This is a genomic window from Rugamonas sp. FW305-51 (assembly GCF_058786935.1).
This window is the reverse complement of record NZ_JBYSZG010000002.1, coordinates 26892-50533: the sequence shown is the minus strand read 5'-3', so window position 1 is coordinate 50533 and position 23642 is coordinate 26892. Positions and strand designations below refer to the sequence as shown.

General features: G+C 67.3%; 21 protein-coding genes. 3 read left to right on the top strand and 18 right to left on the bottom strand.

Features of this window, described 5'->3' with window-relative positions:
* Positions 1–31: 31 nt before the first annotated feature.
* From AC3WOS_RS01500 to AC3WOS_RS01465, 8 genes are all read right to left on the bottom strand, one after another.
* Positions 32–1372, bottom strand: coding sequence for a DUF1329 domain-containing protein (locus AC3WOS_RS01500; protein WP_492714050.1), 1341 nt, complete (start codon positions 1370–1372; stop codon positions 32–34).
* Between the two features lie 17 nt (positions 1373–1389).
* The gene (locus AC3WOS_RS01495; RefSeq protein ID WP_492714049.1) at positions 1390–3378 is read right to left on the bottom strand and encodes a DUF1302 domain-containing protein; all 1989 of its coding nucleotides are present in this window, start codon (positions 3376–3378) and stop codon (positions 1390–1392) included.
* Between the two features lie 159 nt (positions 3379–3537).
* Entirely contained in the window at positions 3538–4689 is a 1152-nt protein-coding gene (locus AC3WOS_RS01490; RefSeq protein ID WP_492714048.1) for an acyl-CoA dehydrogenase family protein, read from the bottom strand.
* Positions 4690–4691: 2 nt separating this feature from the next.
* Complete coding sequence (locus AC3WOS_RS01485) at positions 4692–5522, bottom strand: SDR family NAD(P)-dependent oxidoreductase (protein ID WP_492714047.1); 831 nt, start codon at positions 5520–5522, stop codon at positions 4692–4694.
* A 38-nt stretch (positions 5523–5560) separates the two neighbouring features.
* Positions 5561–5980, bottom strand: a complete 420-nt coding sequence (locus AC3WOS_RS01480; RefSeq protein WP_492714046.1) for a MaoC/PaaZ C-terminal domain-containing protein — start codon at positions 5978–5980, stop codon at positions 5561–5563.
* Between the two features lie 14 nt (positions 5981–5994).
* Complete coding sequence (locus AC3WOS_RS01475) at positions 5995–6435, bottom strand: MaoC family dehydratase N-terminal domain-containing protein (RefSeq protein WP_492714045.1); 441 nt, start codon at positions 6433–6435, stop codon at positions 5995–5997.
* A gap of 12 nt (positions 6436–6447) precedes the next feature.
* On the bottom strand, positions 6448–7629 hold the full coding sequence (locus tag AC3WOS_RS01470) for a lipid-transfer protein (protein ID WP_492714044.1): 1182 nt from the start codon (positions 7627–7629) through the stop codon (positions 6448–6450).
* Between the two features lie 44 nt (positions 7630–7673).
* Complete coding sequence (locus AC3WOS_RS01465; protein ID WP_492714043.1) at positions 7674–9233, bottom strand: long-chain-fatty-acid--CoA ligase; 1560 nt, start codon at positions 9231–9233, stop codon at positions 7674–7676.
* A 302-nt stretch (positions 9234–9535) separates the two neighbouring features.
* Between AC3WOS_RS01465 and AC3WOS_RS01460 the strand changes: the two genes are divergently transcribed.
* Positions 9536–10495, top strand: a complete 960-nt coding sequence (locus AC3WOS_RS01460) for an AraC family transcriptional regulator (protein WP_492714042.1) — start codon at positions 9536–9538, stop codon at positions 10493–10495.
* Positions 10496–10647: 152 nt separating this feature from the next.
* On the opposite strand, the gene AC3WOS_RS01455 is transcribed toward AC3WOS_RS01460, so the two are convergent.
* The 6 genes from AC3WOS_RS01455 to AC3WOS_RS01430 all read right to left on the bottom strand — a co-directional run bounded on the left by AC3WOS_RS01455 (position 10648) and on the right by AC3WOS_RS01430 (position 15760).
* Positions 10648–10938, bottom strand: a complete 291-nt coding sequence (locus tag AC3WOS_RS01455) for a hypothetical protein (RefSeq protein WP_492714041.1) — start codon at positions 10936–10938, stop codon at positions 10648–10650.
* 7 nt (positions 10939–10945) lie between these two features.
* Positions 10946–11221 (bottom strand): DUF5676 family membrane protein, encoded by a 276-nt coding sequence (locus AC3WOS_RS01450; protein ID WP_492714040.1) that lies wholly within the window; start codon positions 11219–11221, stop codon positions 10946–10948.
* Complete coding sequence (locus AC3WOS_RS01445; protein WP_492714039.1) at positions 11218–11865, bottom strand: methyltransferase family protein; 648 nt, start codon at positions 11863–11865, stop codon at positions 11218–11220. The genes AC3WOS_RS01450 and AC3WOS_RS01445 overlap by 4 nt, the downstream gene beginning before the upstream one ends.
* Positions 11862–12125 carry a DUF2933 domain-containing protein gene (locus tag AC3WOS_RS01440; protein ID WP_492714038.1) on the bottom strand — a complete coding sequence of 88 codons (264 nt, stop codon included), beginning with the start codon at positions 12123–12125 and terminating at the stop codon, positions 11862–11864. Before AC3WOS_RS01440 ends, AC3WOS_RS01445 begins: the two co-directional genes overlap by 4 nt.
* 301 nt (positions 12126–12426) lie before the next feature.
* Positions 12427–13488 carry a glycosyltransferase gene (locus AC3WOS_RS01435; RefSeq protein WP_492714037.1) on the bottom strand — a complete coding sequence of 354 codons (1062 nt, stop codon included), beginning with the start codon at positions 13486–13488 and terminating at the stop codon, positions 12427–12429.
* A 193-nt stretch (positions 13489–13681) separates the two neighbouring features.
* Positions 13682–15760: a glycosyltransferase gene (locus tag AC3WOS_RS01430; RefSeq protein ID WP_492714036.1), complete on the bottom strand. Its 2079-nt coding sequence runs from the start codon at positions 15758–15760 to the stop codon at positions 13682–13684.
* A gap of 72 nt (positions 15761–15832) precedes the next feature.
* Between AC3WOS_RS01430 and AC3WOS_RS01425 the strand changes: the two genes are divergently transcribed.
* A complete protein-coding gene (locus AC3WOS_RS01425) occupies positions 15833–17152 on the top strand; it encodes a putative O-glycosylation ligase, exosortase A system-associated (RefSeq protein ID WP_492714035.1) in 1320 nt (439 codons plus the stop codon).
* Positions 17152–18060, top strand: coding sequence for a polysaccharide deacetylase family protein (locus tag AC3WOS_RS01420; protein WP_492714034.1), 909 nt, complete (start codon positions 17152–17154; stop codon positions 18058–18060). The genes AC3WOS_RS01425 and AC3WOS_RS01420 overlap by 1 nt, the downstream gene beginning before the upstream one ends.
* On the opposite strand, the gene AC3WOS_RS01415 is transcribed toward AC3WOS_RS01420, so the two are convergent.
* The 4 genes from AC3WOS_RS01415 to AC3WOS_RS01400 are packed head-to-tail and all read right to left on the bottom strand — an operon-like array spanning position 17987 to position 23526.
* On the bottom strand, positions 17987–18856 hold the full coding sequence (locus tag AC3WOS_RS01415; protein WP_492714033.1) for a class I SAM-dependent methyltransferase: 870 nt from the start codon (positions 18854–18856) through the stop codon (positions 17987–17989). The two genes, AC3WOS_RS01420 and AC3WOS_RS01415, sit on opposite strands and share 74 nt — an antisense overlap.
* A complete protein-coding gene (locus tag AC3WOS_RS01410; protein WP_492714032.1) occupies positions 18831–20714 on the bottom strand; it encodes an asparagine synthetase B family protein in 1884 nt (627 codons plus the stop codon). Before AC3WOS_RS01410 ends, AC3WOS_RS01415 begins: the two co-directional genes overlap by 26 nt.
* Complete coding sequence (locus tag AC3WOS_RS01405; protein ID WP_492714031.1) at positions 20711–21940, bottom strand: pyridoxal-dependent decarboxylase, exosortase A system-associated; 1230 nt, start codon at positions 21938–21940, stop codon at positions 20711–20713. Before AC3WOS_RS01405 ends, AC3WOS_RS01410 begins: the two co-directional genes overlap by 4 nt.
* Positions 21937–23526: an acyl-CoA ligase (AMP-forming), exosortase A system-associated gene (locus tag AC3WOS_RS01400; RefSeq protein ID WP_492714030.1), complete on the bottom strand. Its 1590-nt coding sequence runs from the start codon at positions 23524–23526 to the stop codon at positions 21937–21939. Before AC3WOS_RS01400 ends, AC3WOS_RS01405 begins: the two co-directional genes overlap by 4 nt.
* Positions 23527–23642 lie beyond the last annotated feature (116 nt).

Genomic DNA, 23642 nt, shown 5'->3' with positions numbered 1-23642 from the left:
CGGCGTCAGCGCCGCCGCGCCGGCAGACGGGCTAGTTGCTCAGGCGCCGCAGGTTATCGGGCGTGAAATACTTGGCATCGACCTTGGGATGGAACTTGATCGGCTTTTCCTGGTTGGTCAGGCCGATCACGATATAGCGGCGCGCCTGCAGGTCGTACTGCACCTCGGCCGCGAACCAGGGGGTGGGCGCGTCGTAGAACTGGATCGCGTCCACTTCGTGCACGCGCCACAGTTCGCCGCGGCCGTCGTAGGCATCCGCATGGGCCACCTGCCAGCTGTCCTCGTCCACGTAGAACATGCGCTTGGCGTACACGTGGCGCTGCCCCGGCTTGAGCGTGGCCTCCACCACCCACACCCGGTGCAGCTCATAGCGCACCAGGTCCTGGTTCAGGTGGCTGGGGCGGACGATGTCGGCGTACTTCAGGCCGCGGCTGGCCAGCCTGTAGTTGTTGTAGGAGATGATCATCTCCTTCTTGCCCACCAGCTTCCAGTCGTAGCGGTCCGGCGAGCCGTTGTAGCCGTCGTAGTCGTCGGTCGTGCGCAGCGCGTCGGAGCCGGAACCGGGGCTGTCGTAGGCCACGTCCGGCGCCCGCAGCACGCGGCGCGCGCCGGGGTTGTAGATCCACGCCAGGCGCGCTTCCTTGACCTGGTCGAGCGGGTCGATCACCAGCAGCGCTTCGCCGGCCACATTCGACGGGCCCGTGATGGCGCCCATGTAGTACAGCTGGCGGTTCGGTTCCGGCTGGTCGAGCGAGTGGGCATTCATCAACGTCTCGGTGCGGGTGACGGGCGTGAAGTTGCCGTTGGCCTGCACCGGGAATTCAGCGTTATGCCGCTGCACGCTGCCGCCCCGGTAGCGCATCACGTGGTTCCACATCACTTCCACGCCCGTCTTCGGTTGCGGGAACGGCACGCTGGAACGGGCCACGTGCTGCACGCTGTTGCCACCGGCCGCCAGTTCGGCCTTGCCCGCCTCGGCCTTGATGTTGTCGTACATGGTTTGCGGGTAGGCGGCGCTGCGGTGGCTGGGGTAGACCGTGATCTTGTAGCTGGGGAAGCGCTTGAGCATCTCCAGCTGGCCCGGCGCCAGCTTGTCCCGGTATTGCGCCATGTTGGCGGCCGTGATGGTGTACAGCGGCTTGTCGCCCGGGTACGGGTCCTGGTAGCCCTGCTCCGGCGCGAAGCCGGCCGGCGCCCTGGCGATGCCGCCGTCCCACGGGGGGATGGCGCCATCCTTGCTGCCGGCCTTCTCGGCGCCCATCGGCGTCAGGTCACGCCCCAGCCGCTCCACCTCGGCGGCCGGCATGGCCGCCAGCGCGGGGCCGGCGATGGCAAGGCCGGCGGCCAGCGTCAGTTGGTACAGTGTCTTCATGGTCTCGTCTCCCAGGCTTAGAAATTGACGCCGGCCACGAACGCGTAGTTGTCGCGGTCGTGCATCGTGTCGTATTTGGCGTTGTGGTTGAAGCGGGTGTAGCTCAGCTCCGCGTAATACCTGCTGTTGTAGTCGGCGCGCACGGTGGCGCCCAGCGTCCGGCGGTCTTCGAGGAAGATGCCGTCGCCGGAATAGCCCTTCACATCGTGCGACCAGAACAGGCGCGGCTTGAGGTTCACGCCGGCGTACACGTCGGCGTAATTGAGCTCGCCTTGCAGCCGGTAACCCCAGGCGGACGGCGTCGCGTAGCCCTTGTTCTCGCAGTACGGCGCATAGCCGTTCAAGCCGGCGCAGGTGTTGCCCAGCGCCGCCGTGGGGCCGAAACCGTACAGGAAGCCGCGGCCGTAGCGGGTCGCGGTGGCCGGGTCGCCGATGCCGGTCCAGCGCTGCACGCCCACTTCGCCCATGATGCTGGCCGAACTGGCGCCGGCCACGGCCGGCAGCAGGCGCAGCATCGACACCTGCAGCTGGCGCTTGTTCTTGCGCTCGTAGCCGGGCAACACGGTGCCGGCGGCGACCGACGGGTCGCGCGCGAACTTGCCCACCGACGCCTGGGGCCCGATGCCGACCACGGTGCCCACCAGGAGGTCCACGGCGTTGATCTGCAGCGGCACGCCGCGCGTGTAGCTGGCCTCGCCGAACACGGAAAAGCCGGCCACGGTGGTGGCGGCCGACAGGCCCGCGGCCTGGATGTTCTCGGCGTCATACAGCCAGTTGCTTTGCACGCCAGGCACGCCGCCCAGCAGGCCGAACTGCGCCGCCGGCCCGGCCTGGCCCGCGGCGGCCAGCGCCTTGGACAAGCCCGTCAGCACCGGGCCGAACTGGCCGGAGAAGATGGAATTGCCGGCCGACGGCGTCTTGACGATGGAGATGCTGGGCAGGCGCGCATGGTAGTTGATGGCGTAGGCGCCAAAGTCGCTGCCGATGCGCTCGGCCAGGTAGTGGACCGACAGGCCGAACTGGCCGCCGTCGCGCGGCTTGACGGGCGCCGTCTGGTTCAGGATGAAGTTGACCGGCGTGGCGGCGTAGGCGCTGCCGCCCACGGCCGCCAGCAAGGCCGGCGGCGGCGCGGCCAGGATGGGCACGCCCGCGTACTGGGCGCGGTCGCCGCCCAGGCTGTCGCCGAACACCACGGTGCCGCCATTGCAGTTGAGCGAATCGGCCGCGCTCCAGTAGGTGCCGCAGCCATCGAGCACGGTCGGCTTCCAGCGCAGCTGGTAGAAGCCTTCCAGCGACACGCCGTTGCTCAGGCCCAGGTTGGCCGTCAACATGGGCAGCGGGCGCAGGATGTCTTTCACCAGGGCGCCGGGCCGGTGCGCCGCCGTCAGGTCGAACGCGCCCATGGCGTTCAGGCCGGGGATGAACGTGCTCTCGCCCCAGTTCAGCACCTGGTTGCCCAGCTTGACCTTGAGCGGCGTATCGGCGTCCAGGTCGAAGCTGTCGTACACATAAGCGTCGGCCAGCGCCAGGCCGGCAAAGCCCGATAGCCGGTCGAAGCCCGCGTCGTTCAGCCGCCCCGGCAGGTAGCCGTTGTTCCAGCTGCCATGTTCGACTTCCTGGTGCTTGAGCGTGTAGTCATACCAGCCCGTGCCGCGCAGGAACAGGCCCAGCTTGTCCTTCTTCAGCTGCAGCTCGCCCGTGAAGCGGGGGCCGCTGGAATAGACGCCGTTCTTCTTGAAGTTCAGGTTGCCGTCGTCCTGGCCGTTGCCGGCCTTGCCGCCGTTGCGGATGGCGATCAGGCGGGGATCGGCGTCATGGGCGCGCCAGCTGGCGCCCACGCTCATGTTGAGCGACCACAGGCCCTCCACGTCGTCGCCCAGCGTAAAATTGCCCGCTTGGGCGCCAGCGCCGGCCGCGATGGCCAGCGCCGCCATGGCCAGCTGGCAGGCACGGGCCATGCGCGTGGGCCGGATCCGCCGCCCCTTACGTTCTATCGATTGCTGCATATTGTCTCCGTTATTATTTCTTATTTTTTAACGCCGTGACGGCGGCTGCGCCATGTCGACTTCATGACTAAATCTGACTGCCGGCTCCCCCTTTCTCCTGACGCGCCGAGCTTACTGTTATGCAACGGCTGGCGCCGCCCGGCGGCTTCCCGCAACAGATCAGGCCAGCAGCCGGCGCGCGATCAAGTCCTTCATGATCTCGTTGGTGCCGCCATAGATGCGCTGCACGCGGGCGTCGGCATACAGGCGGGCGATCGGGTACTCGACCATGTAGCCGTAGCCGCCGAACAATTGCAGACACGCGTCCGTCACCTGGCATTGCTGCTCGGTGCACCACCACTTGGCCATGTAGGCGGCCTCGTCGTCGAGCGTGCCGTCCAGCAGGCGCTGGACGCAGTCGTTGACAAAGCCGCGCACCACGTGCGCCATGGTGGCGCACTCGGCCAGCTTGAAGCGGGTGTTCTGGAACTCGGCCAGCGCCTGGCCAAACGCCTTGCGCTGCCGGGTGTACTCCACCGTCAACCGCACGGCCGTCTCGATCACGGCCGCCGCCGGCACGGCCAGCAGCAGGCGCTCGTAGGGCAGCTGGCTCATCAGTTGCCGGAAGCCCTGGCCCTCCTGCCCGCCCAGCAGGTTGCCGGCCGGCACGCGGATGCCGCTAAAGGCCAGCTCGGCGGTGTCGGAAGCGTGCTGCCCCAGCTTTTCCAGCCGGCGCCCGACGCTGAAGCCGGCCAGGTTTTCCGTCTCCAGCACCACCAGCGACACGCCGCGGCTGCCCTCGCCGCCCGTGCGCACGGCCACCACCAGCAAGTTGGCCGTGTAGCCGTTGGTGATGAAGGTCTTGGCGCCGTCGATCACCAGCGCGTCGCCGTCGCGCACGGCGCGGCTGCGGATGGCTTTCAAGTCGGAGCCGCAACCGGGCTCGGTCAGCGCGATCCCGGCCAGCAGCTCGCCGCTGGCCAGCCTGGGCAGCCAGCGCTGCTTCTGCTGCTCGGTGCCGTAGTCGAGGATGTAGTGGGCGGCGATGGTGTGCACGGCCGTGTTGGCCGGCAGTTCCGCCTTGGCCAGTTCGTCCTGCACCACCAGCTGGTAGGCCAGCGACACGCCGGAGCCGCCATATTGCTCGGGCAGTTCCGGCAGCATGAAGCCCATGGCGCCGAACGGGCGCCACACTTCGCGCGGGATGTAGCCCTGGCGGCGCCAGCCCTCCAGCTGGGGCGCCAGCTCGCCCGCCACGTAGCGGCGCACCTGCTCGCGGAACGCTTCGATGTCCTGGTCCATCCACTGATGGCGATACAGTTGGGGCAGCATGGTCAGATCCCCGTCAGGCCGCCGCTGCACAGCAGCGTCTGGCCACTCACATAGTCCGACTCCGGAATGCACAACAGGTAGACGGCGCCGGCCGCCTCCTCCACCGTGCCGCCCCGGCCCAGTGGAATGCTGCGCTCCATCATGGCGATCAGGTCGGGGTTCACGCCCAGCTTGATGTCGCGGCCTTCGATGTTGGCCGACGATGCACCCGCCACGCCGTCGGTCAGGCGCGTCTTGACCAGGCCATAGGCCACGCAGTTGACAGTCACATTCATGCGGCCCCATTCCTTGGCCAGGGTCATGGTCATGCCGGTGATGCCGGCCTTGGCGGCCGCATAGTTGGCCTGGCCGGCGTTGCCGAACAGGCCGGCCACGGACGAGATATTGACCACCTTGCGCACCACGCGCTGGCCCGCCTCGCCTTCCGCCTTGCTCAGTGCGCGGATAACGGGCTGGGCGGCGCGCAGGATGCGGAACGGCGCCGTCAGGTGGCAGTCGAGCATGGCGTACCACTGTTCGTCGCTCATCTTCTGGATCACGCTGTCCCACGTGTAGCCGGCGTTGTTGACGATGATGTCCAGGCCCTGGAAGGCGCTGACGGCCGTGCCCACGAAGCGCTCGGCGAAATCGGGCGCGGTGACGCTGCCGATGCAGGCCACCGCCTGGCCGCCCGCTGCGCGGATGGTCTGCACGGTGTCCATGGCCGGCGCTTCGTCCAGGTCGTTGACGACGACGCGCGCGCCCTCGCTGGCCAGCTTGAGGGCGATGGCGCGGCCGATGCCGCGGCCGGAACCGGAAATGAGGGCGACTTTGCCTTCGAGTTTATTGCTCATGGTGCGGTACTCTCTTCTATGATGGAGGAAATGGGCGCTCAGGCCAGCGCGACGAGCGCCTCGCCGACCAGCTTGACCTGGCCGTACTGGTTGCTGCTGTGCAGTTCGATGCGCACGCAAGGCACGCCCTGGTATTCCAGCTGCTCGACCACGCGGCCGCCGCAGCGCATGGCGTGGCCCAGGTGGGTGATGCCCTGGAAGCGCACGTCGAAGCGGCGCAAGCGGCTTTGGGGCGCCCAGGCCGTCAGCAGCCGGCCCAGCCAGGCCATGCCCAGCATGCCCTGGGCGAACACGTCCGGCATGCCGGCCTGGCGCGCCACGTCCAGGTCGATGTGGATGGGGTTGAGGTCGCCCGAGGCGCCGGCGAACAGGCCCAGCGTGGTGCGGCCGACGGGCGGCAGTTGCAGCGCCGGCAGTTCGGCGCCGACGGCGACGCCGGCGTGGCGGGGTGGATGCATGTTGTCTTTCCCTTTCAATGGCGGCAAACGAGGACCGTGCGCAGCTCGGCCACCAGTTCCGCGCGCTGGTTGACGGCGCGGGCCGTCTTGACGACGAATTCCAGCGCGCCGTCTTTCTTGTCGTAGATGTCCGTGATGGTGGAGCGCACGGTCACGGTGTCGCCGGCGCAGGCCGGACGGTGGTAGCTGAAGCTCTGCTCGCCGTGCAGCAACTTGGCAATGGGAATTGCCAGATCGGCCAGCATCTGCTCCGAGGCGCCCGAGTCGAGCTCGGCGGCAAACAGGAAGGTGGGCGGGGCCGGCAGGTCGGGGTAGCCGGCGGCCCGGGCCGCGGCCACGTCGCTGTAGACGGGATCGGTCTCGCCGATGGCCTTGGCGAAGAACCGCAGCCGGGTGCGCTCGATGCTCAGCACCGATGGCGGCAAGGCGTGGCCTATCCACTTCTTGTCGATCATGATGGCTCCGCTTCAAACGCGTTCGTACAGGGTGACCACGCAGGCGCCGCCCAGTCCCAGGTTGTGGGCCAGCGCCAGGCGCGCGCCCTCGACCTGGCGCTGCCCGGCCGTGCCGCGCAGTTGCTGCACCAGCTCCGTGCACTGGGCCAGGCCGGTGGCGCCCAGCGGGTGGCCCTTGCTGAGCAGGCCGCCGGATGGATTGGTGACGATACGGCCGCCATAGCTGTTGTCGCCGTCGCACACGAAGCGCTCGGCGCCGCCCGGCGGGCACAATCCCAAGGCTTCGTAAGTCAGCAGCTCGTTGTGGGCGAAGCAATCGTGCAGTTCCACCACGTCCAGGTCTTCCGGGCCGATGCCGGCCGCCCGGTAGACTTGCTGCGCGGCCGACCGCGCCATGCTGTAGCCCACCAGCTCGCGCATGTCGCGCGCCTCGAACGTGACCGGGGTGTCGGTCGTCATGGCCTGGGCCCGGATGCGCACGCGCTGATCCAGGTCGTGGCGTTTGGCGAACCCGGCCGAGCAGACGATGGCGGCCGCCGCGCCGCAGGTGGGCGGGCATGCCATCAGGCGCGTCATCACGCCGTCCCACAGCATGGGCGCCTGCATCACGTCCTCCTCCGTCAGCACTTTGCGCAGCAAGGCCAGGGGATTGTTGGCCGCGTGGCGGCTGGCCTTGGCGCGGATCTTGGCGAAGGTCGACAATTTGGTACCGTACTGCTTCATGTGGGCCAGGCCGGCGCCACCGAAATAGCGCAGTGCCAGCGGCAGGTCGGCCTCGACCAGCTCGCCGGCCAGGGCGTCGAAGCGCTCGAACGGGCTGGGACGGTCGGCGTGCTGCATGGCCAGCGCGCCGGGACTCATCTGCTCGAAGCCGAGCGCCAGCACGCAGTCGGCGGCGCCGCTGGCCACGGCCTGGCGCGCCAGGAACAGGGCGCTGGAACCGGTGGCGCAGTTGTTGTTGACGTTAAAGACGGGAATGCCGCTCATGCCCACCTCGTACAGCGCGCGCTGGCCGGCCGTGGAATCGCCGTATACATAGCCCACGTAGGCTTGCTCGATGGCGGCGTAGCCGATGCCGGCATCGGCCAGCGCCTTGTGGGTGGCCTCGGCGGCCATTTGCGGATAGGGGGCGCTGCAGCCCGGCTTGGTGAACGGGATCATGCCGACCCCGGTGATGCAGACGTCACGGCTCATGCTTACTCCTGTGGTGGATGTATGAAATGGGGGAGGATGGCGGATCAGACGATGCCGCTGCCGCGGCCCTGCCAGAATTGTTCCCGCAGTTTGGTTTTCAGTACCTTGCCGGCGCCCGACAGGGGCAGCGCCGCCACGAAGGCCACGCTGCGCGGGCACTTGTAGCCGGCGATCATGCCCTTGCAGTGCGCTGTCAAGTCGGCCGCCGCCACGTCCGCGCCGGCGCGGCGCACGACGACGGCGTGCACGGTTTCGCCCCACTCGGGGCTGGGAATGCCGACCACGGCGCACGCGGCCACGGCCGGATGCTGGGCCAGCGCGTTTTCCACCTCGGCCGAATAGATGTTCTCGCCGCCGCTGATGATCATGTCTTTCAGGCGGTCGACGATGTAGATGTAGCCGTCCTGGTCCATGTAGGCGCCGTCGCCCGTATGCATCCAGCCATCGACGATGGCGGCCGCCGTCTGCTCCGGCCGGTTCCAATAGCCTTGCATGACGTTGGGCCCGCGCACCACGACCTCGCCTATCTGCCCGCGCGGCAGCTCATTCCCGTCGAGGTCGACGATGCGCAATTCAACCATGTGGCACGGCCGTCCGGCCGAACGGTGGCGGCCCGACTGGCGCCCGGCCGCGGTATAGTTGCGGGGCGGATTGATGGTCGCCAAGGGCGACAGCTCCGTCATGCCATAGGCCTGCATAATCTCGACCTGCGGCAGGGCCGCGACGGTGCGCTCCAACAACGCTTCCGTCATGGGTGCCGCGCCGTAAACCAGGCTGCGTAGCGAGGACAGCTCGCCCGCCCCGGCGCCCTCCATATGGTCGAGCAGCATCTGTATCATGGTGGGCACCAGCAGTGTCTGGTTGGCCCGGTATTGTTCGATCGCATCGAGTACTCGTGCCGGCGAAAAAGACGGGATCACGGCGTGGGTACTGCCCTGCATCCAGTGCGCCATCGCGATCCCCATGTCCGCCAGGTGAAACATGGGGGCGGCATGCAGATAAGTGGCTTCCGGCGCAGCGTAGCCCTCGGCCAACAGGGACAAGCCGGAACTGCACAGGTTGTTATGGCTGAGCATTACCCCTTTGGGGAAGCCTGTGGTGCCGCCCGTGTAGAAAATGCCGGCCAGGTCTTCGCCGCGGCGCAGCGCGTCCGCCACGGGTGCGCTGTGCGTCAGCAACGTCTCGTAATCGTGCATGCCGGCCGGGGTCACGCCTTCACCGCAGTAGATCACTTCCCTCAGGGTGCTGGAATTGGCCCGGAACTGCTGTACCTGATCCAGGAAGGCATCGTCCACCAGCAAGATGGCGGAGCCGGAGTCTTCCAGCGAATACAGGATTTCGGCCGCCGACCAGCGCGTGTTGCAGGGATTGATGACGCCGCCGCCCCAAGGCACGGCCATCTGATATTCCAGGTAGCGATCCGAGTTAAGGGCCAGCATCGCCACCCGATCGCCCCGGGCCATGCCCAGTGCCTGCAGCGCGCCGGCCAGGCGGGCGACTCGTTCGCCCAGTTGGCGGAAGGTCCGATGGCGGCCGTCAAAACGCACCGCGATGCGTTCGGGGTGCTGTTGCACGGCCCGGTGTAGGAATTGCGTCATATACATGCTTGTCTCCAGGTTTCCCTTCAGGGCGGGGAATTGTTGCCACGAAAGCCATCATAGGAAGCGGTGCCGGCGCCGGCAATGGCAGGGCGCGCCAATCCGATGGCCAAATACATCAAAGCACGCCAGGAGCGCGCCCGTCCCCCAGTCGGGCCCGTCCCGCGCATCCTGTGGGGACGGTCTGGGCAGGCCGGCAACGATTGCGCCGTGTACCGATGGCATGGCAGAATGCCCCCACCTTTTGACTTCCTCCCCCCACAATGGCCTGTCCTCCCGTCACCATTCAAATCGCCTTTGTGCACAACATGCTGTCAGGCGTGCTGGCCGGCGGCCACGATGTGCGGCCCTTCCTGCTCGAGGCCGGGATCGCACCGGAACTGCTGCAGGAGGCCGGCGCCCGTGTCACGGCGGAGCAGTACATCGCCCTGTTCCGGACGCTGACCGACCGGCTGGGCGACGAGGGTATGGCGCTGTTCTCGCGGCCACTGCGCCCCGGCAGCTTCGCCTTGATGGTGCGCTCCGCAGCCAGCGCAGACACGCTGGGCTCGAGCATGCGCCGCGCGATGCGCACTTTCCTCATTCTGCAAGACGACATCGTTCCGGAATTGCTGCGCGAAGGCGAGCTGGCCGGTTTTGGCTTGCGCTTCACCAGTCCCGTCAAGGCGCAGCAAGTGTTTTTGCATGAATTGCTGTTGCGCCTGTTCTGGCGCATGTTCGCGTGGCTGGCCGGCGGCCATCTGGCGGCCACACGTTTCGATTTCGCGTTCGAATGCCCGCCGTATGCGGGCTGGTACGGCAAGGCCTATACGGCGCCCCTATGCTTCGGCTGCGGGCAGTCGGCATTCTGGTTCGACGCGGACCGGCTGGAAGATCCCGTGCACCGCCCCGAGGCGGCGGTGCGCAGTTATCTGGCCGACGGACAGGGAAACATCATCTTGCCCAAGTTCAGGGGCGACCTGGTCAGCCAGCGTGTGCGCCGCCAACTACAGCAGGCGCACCGGACGTGGCCGGACCTGATCGCCATGGCGGAAATGTTGCACATGTCAACGTCCACCCTGCAACGGCGGCTGGCGGCGGAAGGCACCTCGTTCCAGGCGTTAAAGGATGAATTGCGGCGCGACGTCGCCATTGTGCGGCTCAATACCTGTACCATTTCGCTGGCGGAACTGGCCAGCGAACTCGGTTTTGCGGACAGCACGGCGTTCCAGCGCGCGTTCAAGGGCTGGACCGGCAGCGCACCGGGCGTGTACCGCCGCGGCGCCTGAAGGACCGGCGTTCGAACGCATTACCGCAGCCGGCCAGGTACACGTGCCGGATGCGGAACCGCTTGCCGCCGGCGATCGCACGCACGCGGTCGGCGCGGGCTTCGAGATGATCGGTCCAGACGGCGCAGGTGTGGGCGTTTGTGCCGGGCGGGTCAAGGTCCTATCTTGAATCCGCCATAGACGTCAATCAAACCGTGCGCCAGGTCATGTGCCCCGGTATCGTCGAGAGCATTAATGTGAACAATCGATCCGGGCGGCAGTGCACCCCTCAAGACCGTCTCGGCTGCATGCTTGACCTCAAGATACTCGGACACTCCGCCGATATTCCGGTCGACACTGCTGCGGCAAGCTCCGCAAATCGGGGCCTTCGCCAGACCACGCGTGTCAGGGTTAAGCTCGGCGCTGGCCGCCGATGCAGGACGTTGGTTGGCGCGCTCGTTCATTGTTGGCTCACTCACGTAGTCGCAGGGCGGATATTCGCCCGTGAATCCATGCGAAAAATGCGCCGACGCCAAAGGCCCATAGCCCCATAACCGTCACGGCAAAGAGGAACGCTCCGACGGTATACGGCTGTGCAACAACCATCGGACGGAAGTCGAGGCCATGGAATAAGGCATTCATGAATCCGAGGAACGGGCCAGGCCATACAATGGCGACCAGCGTACACAACGTGTAAAACACCATCACGGTCAGCGCGAGCGCGGCTCCGGTGGAAAAAGGCTTCATGCCGCCCCCCTTTCCTTGAAAAATATTGGGATAAATGCCGGGGTACGCTTCCGGTAGTCGGCGTACTCGGCACCGAACTGCGCTAGCATGTCCCTTTCCTCGGCGACAGCCAAGCGCATGTACACGACGACCAGCACCGGGAACATCACGAGCGTAATCAGGGTCGGCCATTGCAGCAGGAATCCGAACATGATGAGCACGAAGGCAACGTACTGCGGATGACGCATACGCGCATAAAGGCCGGTCGCTGCCAGCCGGTGTCGTTGCTGCGCCTTATACAGCACGCTCCACGCCGACGACAGCATGATGAAGCCGCCGAAAATGAACAGATTGCTTGCCAGATGGAATGGCCCGAAATGCGGGTTGACACGCCAGCCGAACATCATTTCGAGCAAATGGCCGGCATCATGCGAGAGGAAATCAATGCCCGGGAAATGCTTGGACAGCCACGGCAGCAGCAAATATATCGTCAGCGGAAAGCCATACATTTCCGTGAACAAGGCAACAATGAAGGCTGAGAATGCGCCAAACGAGCGCCAGTCCCGGCCCGTCTTCGGCATCGTGAAGCTGAACGCGAAGATGATGAACACCAGGGAATTGAGCACGACCAACGTCCACAGGCCATAGGCGGGATAGTCGTTCATGGCTGCCCCCGGCCTTCGCTCTTGGGCTGTCCAGTCGGATCCGAAGAGGGATTGCCGCCGTGGTGGTGGCGGCCGTGCCCATGATGGTGAAACAGGTGCATGAGTGGGCAGGCCAGAAAAACGAGATACGGCAGGATGCCAAGCAAATGCGCCCGATGTTCTGTCAACAGGAAGAAAACCGCGACACCGATAAACCCTGTCAGCACCCATTTCCCCCGCTTGGCGGCACCTTGTCCGTACTCCGCATGGTCATGTTCCATGGCTATCCCCTTTCTGGCATAGCTACCTTCGATGCCGGACACCGGACTGTCGGGCAGGTCCCGGGGTTTCCAATCGGTCCATCATCATTTATGGACGGGACTTAGCATTGAATTTAAATATGCTCCATGCTATGGCTCAAGATCCTAGGATTCCTTGATCCAAGTCAAATTAGGGAATCTGGAGGAAAATTAATAGCACTAAGCGTAAGTAGGCTAGTCCAAGTACATAGTCGGCGCTGATCCATGTTCAGAATTCGAAATAGAGAAATGCGCTGGCTTTGTTCATGCGGAGCCGAAAGAATTAAACAGCACCGGCCACCTCCTGCCGCGTGCGCAACACGTCGACATAGCAGGCGGCGATGCGCTCGGCCACGTGGCGCCAGGTATAGTCGGCCACCAGCGCCCGCACGGCGGGCCGCGGCGGCGGTGCAGCCAGCAAGGCGGCCACGGCATCGCGCTGGCCCCGCCTGTCATCCCAGCGCACCTGCCTGATGGCGCACTCGCTGCCGGCCAACCGCAGTGCGCTCTCCTCCGTCATGACGACGGGCGTGCCGGCCGCCAGGGCTTCCAGCACGCAGAGAGGAAACACTTCACCCTGGCTGGACAGGGCCAGGACCGAGGCGGCCGCATAGGCGCTGGCCAGCAAGGGATCGCCATGGTCGAAGGAGCCGAGCCAGCGCACCCGCGGATCGCGCTGCAGCTGCTGCAGATAAGCGTGGTGCTGGCGCTGGGCATGACCGATCAGCACGACGGGCACGTCCATACCGCCCAGCGCCTGGACCAGCCCCAGCTGGTTCTTGTAGGGCGAGATGGCGCCCACCATGAGCACGAACGACCCCGTGATGCCGAAGCAGGCGCGGAACAAAGCGCCATCGGCCTGGAAGAAATGGCCGCTGATGCCGTTAGGCAGCACGCATATCTTGCTGGCCTCGATCTGGAACGCGCTGCGGATGGCATCCCGTTCGGCGCTGCCCAGGGCGATGACCAGCTGCGCCAGTTGCAGGGCGCGCTTGGTGTGGGCATAGCTGGTTTGCACGGTCCAGGCCGTCAAGCGGCCCGTCAGGCGGTCGGCCAGGCGGGCGCGCCAGCCGTTGGCCCGGTTCCAGCCCGGCGACAGCAACGGCGACAGCACGATGGGCACCCGCATTTCATCGGCCGATTCCACCACCCGGTGGTTGCCGTTGATGGCGGCGAACACATGGATCAAGTCGAACTCGTCCAGCCGCTGGCGGTTGGGATCGAGCAATTCGACCTGCAGCTTGCCGCCCTGGCTGCCCCGGTAGCCGTTGAGGGCGGCAATCGTCTCCCGCACCTGGATCTGCAAGCCGCCTTCGCGCTGGAACAACATAGGATATGAAACCACGCCTACCCGCATCATGTTCTCCCCTTGCCTGATCTATATGCCCAGCGATATGCCCGGCCTTAGGCTGCCGGCCATGCCGACGAAGCCTGCGCCAGGACGGCCATGCCCATGCTGAACATGCTATCGAACGCCGATGCGCAACCCATGATGCGTATCAAAGCCCGGGCTGCCGCCATACTCACGGCGCGCCCCGTCAAACCAGGTCGCGGTAGAAGTCGCGCACCTGCTTGCCGACGACGGCGCTGCTGTAGCGCAGCTCGGCCTCGGCCCGCGCATGGTGGCCCATCTCCTGGCGCAGGGGCGCGTCGGCCAGCAGGCCGGCCAGCCGGTCGGTGGTTTCGTCGAGGTCGTTGTCCGGCACCAGCATGCCGCCCCGGCTGTCGCGCAGGATATCGATGCTGCCCGGCACGCTGGTGGCTACGGCCGGTACGCCGCACGCCATGGCCTCAATGGTGGCGATGCCAAATCCTTCATTTCGACTCATCAACAAATGAAGGTCGAAGGCCGGCATCACCGTTTCCACCGCCTCCACAAACCCGGCAAAGACCACGTAAGGCCCCAGCCCGGCCTGCTTGGCCTGCTGCCGCAGCGCCGTTTCCAGCGGGCCTGCCCCGACCAGCACCAGATACAGCTGGGGATAGCGGCGCCGCAGCCGGGCCAGCACCGCGATGAGCTGCGATGGCCGCTTTTGCACCGACAGCCGGCCCACGCTGCCCAGCACCAGGCTGTCGGGCGGCAGCTGCCACTGTTCGCGCATCGTGGCGCGCCGCTGGTCGCAGGGGCGGAACCGGTCCGTGTCCACGCAATTGGGAATGACGGCCAGCCGCGCGGACGGCAACAGATAGGGCTGGTAGATGGCCAGGAAATGCTGCATGGCCGACTCCGACACGGCATACACGCCCCGCACGGCCTCGAAAGCCTGGCGCAGCAAGGGCGCGTGCCAATCGCTGATGGTGTCCGGCGCGAATGCGTTGTGGACGCTGAGCACGACGGGCAGGCGGCAATGGCGGGCCAGCCACAGGGCCGAGAGCCCATAGTGGGTCCAGCACAGGGCGACATGGACCAGGGCCGGCCTGATCCGGCGCAAGGCGCGCGCCGCGAACAGGCGGGCGCGCCATTTGTTGAGGCGGTGCCAGCGCCACTGCTCGAAGAACAGGGGCGGCGCGAACGGTGTCCAGCGCAAGCCTTCGGCCAGCAGGCGGGCCGTCCACGCCGGGCTGCCGGGAAAGCGGCGGGTGCCGATCAGGCACTGGCAGCCGGCCCCGGCCAGGAAGCGCGCTTCCTGCGCCATGCGCAACTCCATGCCGCCCAGCTCCCCGGAATAACTGGTAATAAAGACCGTCCTGCCGCGCCGGGCCGCGCCGCGCCACGCTTCGCGGAAGTAACCTTGCAAATACGCCAGCTCCCAACGGTGCTGGAACAGGGCCCCGCCATCGCGGCGCAGCAGCGCCAGCGCCGCACCGGCCCCTTCCAGCAGCCAGCGCTTGAACATCCAGCGCGGCACGCCCAGCCATTCCGGGAACGTGCCGGGCTGCTCCTGGCGGTACTTGCCCCGCCCGAAACGCCGGGCCCGCTGCAGCAGGAACGGCGCTTCCAGCTGATGGGCACGGATATGGTGGGCCACCACGGCCTCGCGGCAGAACCAGCTGCGGTAGCCCGCTTCCGCCAGGCGCCGCGTGAACGCCGTCTCGCCCCCCATCGCGTACTCGCCGCCGTTGGGGCCCAGGCTTTCGTCGAAGCGGTAGCCGGCATCAAACACGGCGCGCCGCACGGCCATGTTGGCGCCCCAGACCAGGCCGGGAAATACGGGACCGTCCATCAGGCTGGCGGCCGTCAGGCCGAAGGTCAGGCCGAGCGGGACCCGCTCCAGCACCCAGTCCGGCGGCGGCGCGGCCCAGTCGGCCACGATGCTGCCGCCGAACACGGCGTAATCGGGCTGGGCCGCCGCGCACTGGGCCAGGCGGCGCAGCCAGCCCGGCGCCGGCATGGCGTCGTCGTCCGTGAAGACGAGCAGGTCGGTCGCCTTGTCGTCCAGCACCAGCGCCAGGCCCCGGTTGAGGGCCGCATTCTTGCCGCGCCGGCCTTCATATAGATAGTGCAAGGGCAAGCGGTCGGCATGGGCGGCAATGATGTCGCGGCTATGGTCGGTGCTGCCATTGTCGACCACCACCAGGCGCCAGCCGCCGTCCGGTGCGTCCAGCGCACAGTAGGCCGCCAGCACCCGGGGCAGGGTCGACGCGCCGTTGTAGGTTGCCATGAGAACGGTCAACAAGGGCGCTGCTCCTCTGTCCTATGATGGGTAGGCGTTACAGCCACAGTGTAGCGACGGCGGCCGGTCCGGCCGTTGAGACGCATCAACCCCATCCGTCCCATGCGCGACATTCTCGTCACCCTGATCGTGTTCGGCTGCCTGCCGCTGGTGTTCAGGCGGCCCGTGGCCGGCGTGCTGCTGTGGGTATGGATCAGCGTGATGAATCCGCACACCCAGGGTTGGGGTTACGCCCAGAACTTCCCGTTCGCCTACATCATCGCCATCTGCACCCTGATCGGCATGGCCGGCTGGCGCGGGCCCAAGGCGCTGCCCATCAACGGCATCACACTGACCTTGCTCGGCTTCATCCTGTGGATGAACGTGACGACCCTGTTCGCCCTGTTTCCCGACGCCAGCTATGACCAGTGGAACAAGGTGATGAAAATCATGCTGATGAGCCTGGTTACCATGATGCTCATACGCAGCCGCGAAGACGTGCACCGCCTGATATGGGTGCTGGTGATCTCGCTCGGCTTCTACGGCGTCAAGGGTGGACTGTTCACCTTGCGCAGCGGCGGCGCCGATCGCGTGTGGGGACCGGAAGGCACCTTCATCGGCGACAACAACGCCATCGCGCTGGCCCTGATCATGACCATCCCGCTGATGCACTACCTGCTGCAGCAAAGCGCCAACAAATGGACACGCGCGGCGATAGCCGTCACCATGGTGCTGTCGGCGCTGGCGGCGCTGGGCTCGTACTCGCGCGGCGCCCTGCTGGCCATCGCCGCCATGACGCTGTTCATGTGGTGCAAGAGCGGCAACAAATGGCTGAGCGGCTCCGTGATCGTGCTGCTGGCGCCGCTGCTGCTGCTGTTCATGCCGCCCAGCTGGAGCAACCGCATGGATACCATCGGCGACTATCAGGCCGACGACTCGGCCCAGGGCCGCATCAACGCCTGGTATATGGCCTACAACCTGGCCCGGGACCGACTGCTGGGCGGCGGCTTCGATGTCGCCGAACCGTCCACCTTCGCCCGCTACGCGCCCAATCCCACCGACGTGCACGCGGCCCACAGCATCTATTTCCAGGTGCTGGGCGAGCACGGTTTCGTGGGGCTGGTGCTGTACCTGATGCTGGGCATCTTCACCTGGCGCTGCGCCGCATGGATCGTGCACCACGCCGACGGGCAGCCGGAACTGGCCTGGGCGGCGCATCTGGCGACCATGATACAGGCCAGCTTCATCGGTTTTGCCGTGGGTGGCGCCTTCCTCAGCCTGGTCTACTACGACGTGCCCTACTACCTGATGGCGGCCCTGATCGCCACGCGCGCCCTGATCCGCGCCCGCCAGGCCGGCCACGCCCTGCCCCACGCGGCACCGCGCAGGGTCCGCTCGCCGGCGCCGGAGCTGTGATGCGCTGGCCCCACCGCCGCCTGTCTATCCTCATGTACCACCGGGTGCTGGCGCGGCGCGACCCGTTGCAACCGGACTTGCCGGATGTGCATCAGTTCGAGCGCCACATGCGTCTGCTGGCCCGCTGCTTCCACGTCCTGCCGCTGCACGAAGGGGCGCGGCGCCTGCGCGAGGGAACGCTGCCGCCGCGCGCGGCCTGCCTGACCTTCGACGACGGCTATGCGGACAATGTGGAACTCGCCCTGCCTGTGCTGCGCCGGCAAGGCCTGAGCGCCTGCTTCTTCATCAGCACCGGCTACCTGGGCGGCGGGCGCATGTGGAACGACAGCGTGATCGCCCACGTGCGCCACGCGCCCGGCCCCCTGCTCGACCTGCATCACCTGGGGCTGGGCAGCCATGCCGTGCATGACTGGCCGCACAAGATCGCGGTCCTGGACCATCTGTTGCAGCGCCTGAAGTACCTGCCACAGGGGCAGCGCCAGGCCATCGCCGACCAGCTGGCGCCGCCCATTGCCCCCGGTTTGATGATGACGCCGGCCCAGCTGCAACTGCTGCACCAGGCTGGCATGGAAATCGGCGCCCACACGGTACGCCATCCCATCCTGGTCACCTTGACGGCGCCGGCGGCCCGGCACGAGATCGGGGCCGGCAAGGCGGCCCTGGAACAGCTGATCGACGCGCCGGTGCGCTGTTTCGCCTACCCCAACGGCAGGCCGGGCCAGGACTACGACCGGCGCCACGTGCGCATGGTGGCCGAGCTCGGCTTCGAGGCGGCCGTCTCCACCCAGGCGGCGGCCGCCCACCGTGACAGCGACCCGCTGCAGCTGCCCCGCTTCACGCCGTGGGAGGCGGCGCCGTGGCGCTTTGGCCTGCGCCTGCTGCAAAGCCGCTGGCGGCGCCCGGCTTAATCCCCAGCAAGATGGTGTAAGGCGTGGCCACATGGGCCAGGAAGCGCAGCGGTGCCAGCCTGCGTATCGCTCGCACCAGGGCCGCGGCCAGGGGACCGTGGCGGCTCACGTCCATCATGTCGAACCGGTCCATGCAGCGCAGCCCCTGGGCCGCCAGGTGCCGGCGCAAGCCATAGTAGGTGAACCAGTTCACGGCCGGATAGGTGGCGTAGCCGGCCAGTTCGGGCCGGATGGTGCGGGCCAGGTGTTCGTAGCGGCGCTTGAGAAAGGATGGATACCACGAATACAAGGGCAGGGAAAATTCCTCCTGAACGGGACACAACATATTGCTGGTGCTCACGAACAGTGCGCCGCCCGGCCGCAGCACGCGCACCATCTCGCTCAGGCAGGTGGCCCAGTCCGTCACGTGCTCGAGCAGTTCCGGCGCGACGCACAAGTCCATCGAACCATCGTCCCATGGCAAGGCGGTGGCCGAGGCGACGGCGAAGTTGATGTCCAGCCCGGCCTGCCCGGCCCGCTTGCGGGCCAGGCCAATCAGCGCTTCGTTGATGTCGACGCCCGACACCCGGTGTCCCATGCCGGCCCACAGCCGGCATTGGGTACCGGCGCCGCAGCCGATGTCGCCCACCCGCAGCGCCCCGGCCGGCTGCCCCAGCGCCCGCCACAGCGTCGCATGGATCATCTGGAACCGGCCCCAGTCCGCCTCGCCGCCGCTTTGCCGCTCGTAGTGGTGGTAGAAGTCCTCGTGGCAAGCCGTATTCCAGTCCGGATCATCCTTGACGAATTTCGAACCCATCGTGCGCCTCTTCATGTGAGCGGCGTGCCCCGGCGCGCCGTTGGAACCACTGTTCCAGCATCATCAATACCCATACCATGGTGCCGTGGTACGGGGGATGGCTGGCCAGGTGCGTATCGAGCAGCGCGTCGATGAAGGCGGGCCGCACGATATGGCGCCGTTTCAGGTCGCTCAGACTGTCGCCGGCCAGGCTGCGCAGGCGGGCATGGCTGTGCAGCCAGTGGCCGACGGGCAGGCCGAAGCCGTGCTTGCGCTTGTTCAGTATGGCGCGCGGCAAGGTATCACTCAGCGCGGCCCGGAAGAAATGGCGCAGGCGGGTGCCATGCAGCTTGTCCTCCGGCCGCAGGCGGGCGGCGAACGCCACCACATCGTCGTGCAGGAAGGGGAACGCCGCTTCCAGCCCGGCCAGCTCGCATGCCTTGCTGACCTTGGGCAGATCGTTGTCGGCCAGCGTGTAGCGCATGTCGAGCGCCAGCAGACGGTTGATCTGGCTCAGGTGGCGGGTGCGCCAGTACGCCTGGTCCAGGGCGCCGGCCGGTGCCGCGCTGTCCACCATGGCCAGGAAGTCGGCTTCCAGCACCTGCCCCGGGCCGTAGCCTTGCAGCAGATTGTAGGTTTCCAGCCGGGCCGGCAAGGGCAGCAATGCTTGCCGCACGTAGCTGCGGGCCTTGCGCAGCAGCCGATGCTGTTGTCCGGCCAGCAGTCCGAACAGCACCGGTTCCAGCAGCAGCTGGCGCAGCGGCGCCGGACAACGTTCGTAGCGCGACAGCACGGCCTGGTGCGCATAGCGCGCATTGCCGCCGAACAGCTCATCGCCGCCATCGCCGCCCAGCATGCGGGTAATGCCGTCCGCCCTGGCCATGCGGGCGCAATAATAGGCGGGCACGGCGGACGCGTTGCCGAACGGCTGGTCGAACACGGCGCTGATATGGGGAATGGCGGCGATCACATCCTCGGCCGTCACATACAGTTCCCGGTGCCGGGTGTTGAAGGCCTGGACGGCGATGTTGGCGTACTCCATCTCGTCGTAGCCTTCCACGTCGAAACCGATGGAATAGGTGCGGGCCGTGGCGCCGCCCTGCGACAACATGGCGACCACGGTCGAACTGTCCGTGCCGCCGCTGAGGAAGGCGCCCACTTCATGCCCGGCCAACGATGCCTGGACGGCGCCCGCCACGGTGGCGAGAAATTGTGGCTTGAGCCGGGACCAGGGCGTGTGCTCGTGCTCCAGATAGCGCATTTCCCAGTACTGGCCGCGGCTGAGCTTGCCGCGCCGGTAGTGCAGGTACTCGCCCGGCAGCAAGCGCTGCTGCTGGCGGTAGATAGTGCCCGGGGCCGGTACCATATGAAAATACAGGTAATTGTAGATGGCCTGGTGGTCGAGCGCGGCATCGGCCCAGGGGTGGGCCAGCAGCGCATCGGCCGAGCTGGCAAACAGCAGGCCCTGCGGGGCGGGCTGGTACAGCATGGGACGGGCGCCGTTGCGGTCCACGGCCAGCAGCACCTCGCCGTTGCGGCTGTCGAGTATGCACAGCGCGAATGCGCCGGCCAGCCCGGCGCATGCCTGCGCGCCCCGCTGCGGCCACAGCGCGGCCAGCCGGTACGCGACGCCGTCCGCCTGGTCTGCCAGGGTGGGCTGGCCCCAGACGGCCACCAGCAAGCCATCCTCGCGGTGCAGCTGGGCGCTGTCCTCGCTGGCGGCGATGGCGGCGCCGGCCGCGCCGCAGGCGATGGCTTGTACGTCGCTGCCGTCAAAGCGCGTCAACGGCGCGGCCATGCGGGCCAGCTGGCGGCGCGGCTCGGCCGGGTCGGCGCCCTCGTCCCGCACCAGGCTGAACCAGCCGCACAAGCCGCTCATACCAGCACCTCCAGCGGCTGCGGATGACCGAGGAAGGCGGTCGGGCTGGCGCTGAGCCCGTAGGCGCCGGACTGGAACACGACCACCAGGTCCCCTTCCACGGCGGGCGCCAGCGCCATTTGCTCGGCCAGCACGTCGAGCGGTGTGCACAGGGGGCCGACCACGGACACCACTTCGCGCTGTCCTTCGGCCATGCGGTTGCCTATCGCCACGGGAAAGTTGCGCCGCACCCGCTGCCCGAAATTGCCGGACGCGGCCAGGTGATGATGGAGGCCGCCATCGGTGATCAGATAAGTCTGGCCGTGCGAGTGCTTGCGCTCGAGCACGCGGCACACGTAGACGCCGGCCTCGGCCACCAGATAGCGGCCCAGCTCTAGCGCCAGCATCGTGTCTGGCGCAGCGCGCTGCAACAGTTCCTGCGCGCGCTGCAAGGCGACGGCCACCGCTTCCATCATCAGCGGCTGGTCGCCGGGAAAGTACGGCACGCCGAAGCCGGCCCCGAGATTGAGCCGGCGCAGCGGGACGGACGCATGGCCGGCCATGCGCAGGGCCAGCTGCACGCTCAAGGCATGGGCCTCGGCGATGGCCGGCGCCGACAGGTTCTGCGCGCCGCAAAAAATGTGGAAGCCCTGGAACTCCAGGCCCAGGCGTGCCGCGCCTTGCAGCATGGCCGGCACCCGTTCCTCGTCCACGCCGAACGGCCGGGCGCCGCCGCCCATCTTCATGCCGGCCAGCTTGAGCTCGAAGTCGGGATTGATCCGTATCGCCACCCGCGGCACGATGCCCAGCCGCTGGCCCGTCTCGGCCACCCGCTCCATCTCCCGTTCCGATTCCAGGTGCAGCAGCACGCCCGCCGCCACGGCGCAGCGCAACTCGGCGTCGGACTTGCCCGGCCCGGCAAAGCTGATGCGCCCGGATTCCATGCCCGCGTCCAGCGCCACCCGCAGCTCGCCGCCGGAGGCGACGTCGATGCCATCCACCAGGCCCGCCATCATCTGCACCAGGGCCGGCATGGGATTGGCCTTCATGGCGTAATGCAAGCCCACACCGGGCGGCAACTGCCGGCGCAGGGCTGCCACGCGGTTGCGGATGTGCTGGCGTTCGTAGGCGTAGAACGGCGTGCGGCCCACCCGCTGCGCCAGCCGCGTCAGCGCGATGCCGCCCAGCTGCAGGCAGCCATCCTGCACGGCGAACTGGTCGAGCGGCGCATGGCGCGGCGTGTTCATGTCCGGCCCCCGTTGGCGGCCGCCGCCAGCCCGGCGGCCAGCAGCGGCCGGTCTATCTTGCCGTTCGGATTGCGCGGCAAGGGGCCATCGTACAATTTGACCCATGCCGGCACCATGTAGTTGGGCAAGGCGGCCTTGCACGCGGCCAGCACCTGTTCTGCGCTGGCCGGCACGGCATTGGGCACCACGGCCGCCAGCACGATGGCCTGGCCCAGCTGCGGATGGGGCACGCCGACGGCGGCCGCCTCGCTTACCAGGCCGGACGCGTAGACCACGTCTTCCACTTCGGTGGGACTGACCCGGTAGCCGGAAGTCTTGATCATGTCGTCGCTGCGGCCGATGAAATACAGATAGCCTTCCTCGTCCGTGCGCACGGTGTCGCCCGACCACACGGCCGCCTCCAGCAGCGGCAGCCCGGGCAGGCGCGGCGGCAGCGGCCGGAAGCGCAGCGCGGTACGTTCCGCATCGTTCCAGTAGCCCAGCGCCACCAGCGCGCCGCGGTGCACCAGTTCGCCCGGCTCGTTCGGCCCGCAGGGCGTGCCGTCGGCGCGCAGCACCAGCACCTCGGCGTTGGGAATGGCCTTGCCGATGGAGTCGGGCCGCCGGTCCAGCTGCTCCGGCGCCAGATAGGTGGAGCGGAACGCTTCCGTCAAGCCGTACATGAGGTAGACCTTGGTGCTGGGCAGCGCGCGGCGCAGGGCGTCGAGCGTGCGGCGCTGCATGACGCCGCCGGAATTGGTGATGTAGCGCAATCCCGTGGCGCTGTTCCAGCTCAGCTGGGCCAGCTGTATCCACAGGGGCGGCACGGCGGCCAGGCCCGTGATGCGTTCCTGTTCCACCGTGTCGATGATGTCGCGCAGCAGCAGATAATTCATCAGCACGGCGCAGGCGCCGCTGTGGAAAGCCGTCGTCAGCTGGCTCAGCCCGTAGTCGAAGCTGAGCGGCAGCACGCACAGGATGCGGTCCTCGGTCCGGTTTTCCAGATAGCTGGCGACGCTGACGGCGCCGGCCACCAGGTTGCGGTGCGACAGCACCACCCCCTTGGGCTTGCCCGTGCTGCCGGACGTGTACAGGATGGCCGCCACGTCGCTGTCGATGCGCCGGTGCGGGGTCGCCACGCTGGCCACGGCCATGCAGCCATGCCAGGCCAGCATGTCGAGCCCGGGCGCGGCCGGCAGCTTGTCTTCCATGCCGCCGACCAGCACCACGGTGCGCAGGTCCGGACACGCCGGCAGCACGGCCAGCAGCCGGTTCAACCGTTCGCGCGACGTGACGAGGATGCGCACGTTGCAATCGGCCAGGATGTGGGCCACCTGTTCCGCCTTGAGCAGCGGGTTGACGGGCACGAAGACGCCGCCGGCGGCGGCCGCGCCGAACATGGCGGCCACCGCTTCCTCGCGTTTTTCCAGGTAGACGGCTACCCGTTCGCCGGGGGCCAGCCCGCAGCGCAGCCACGCCCCCGCCGCCGCGCCCACCATGGCCGCCAGGCCCGCGTACGACAGCGACACGCCCTGGTACGACAAGGCCGGCGCCTGTGGCGCACGCAGGGCGGACTGGAAAATGAATTCTTGGATAAGCTGCGCCATCGCGCGACCTCTGAGCAGTGAGTATGGCCTATGATTGGGACAAACCGCGTACCGCTCTTTGATGTTAGTCAATCAACATCGCCGCTTGCGCGGGCGCAAACCGGCGCAGCGGCGGC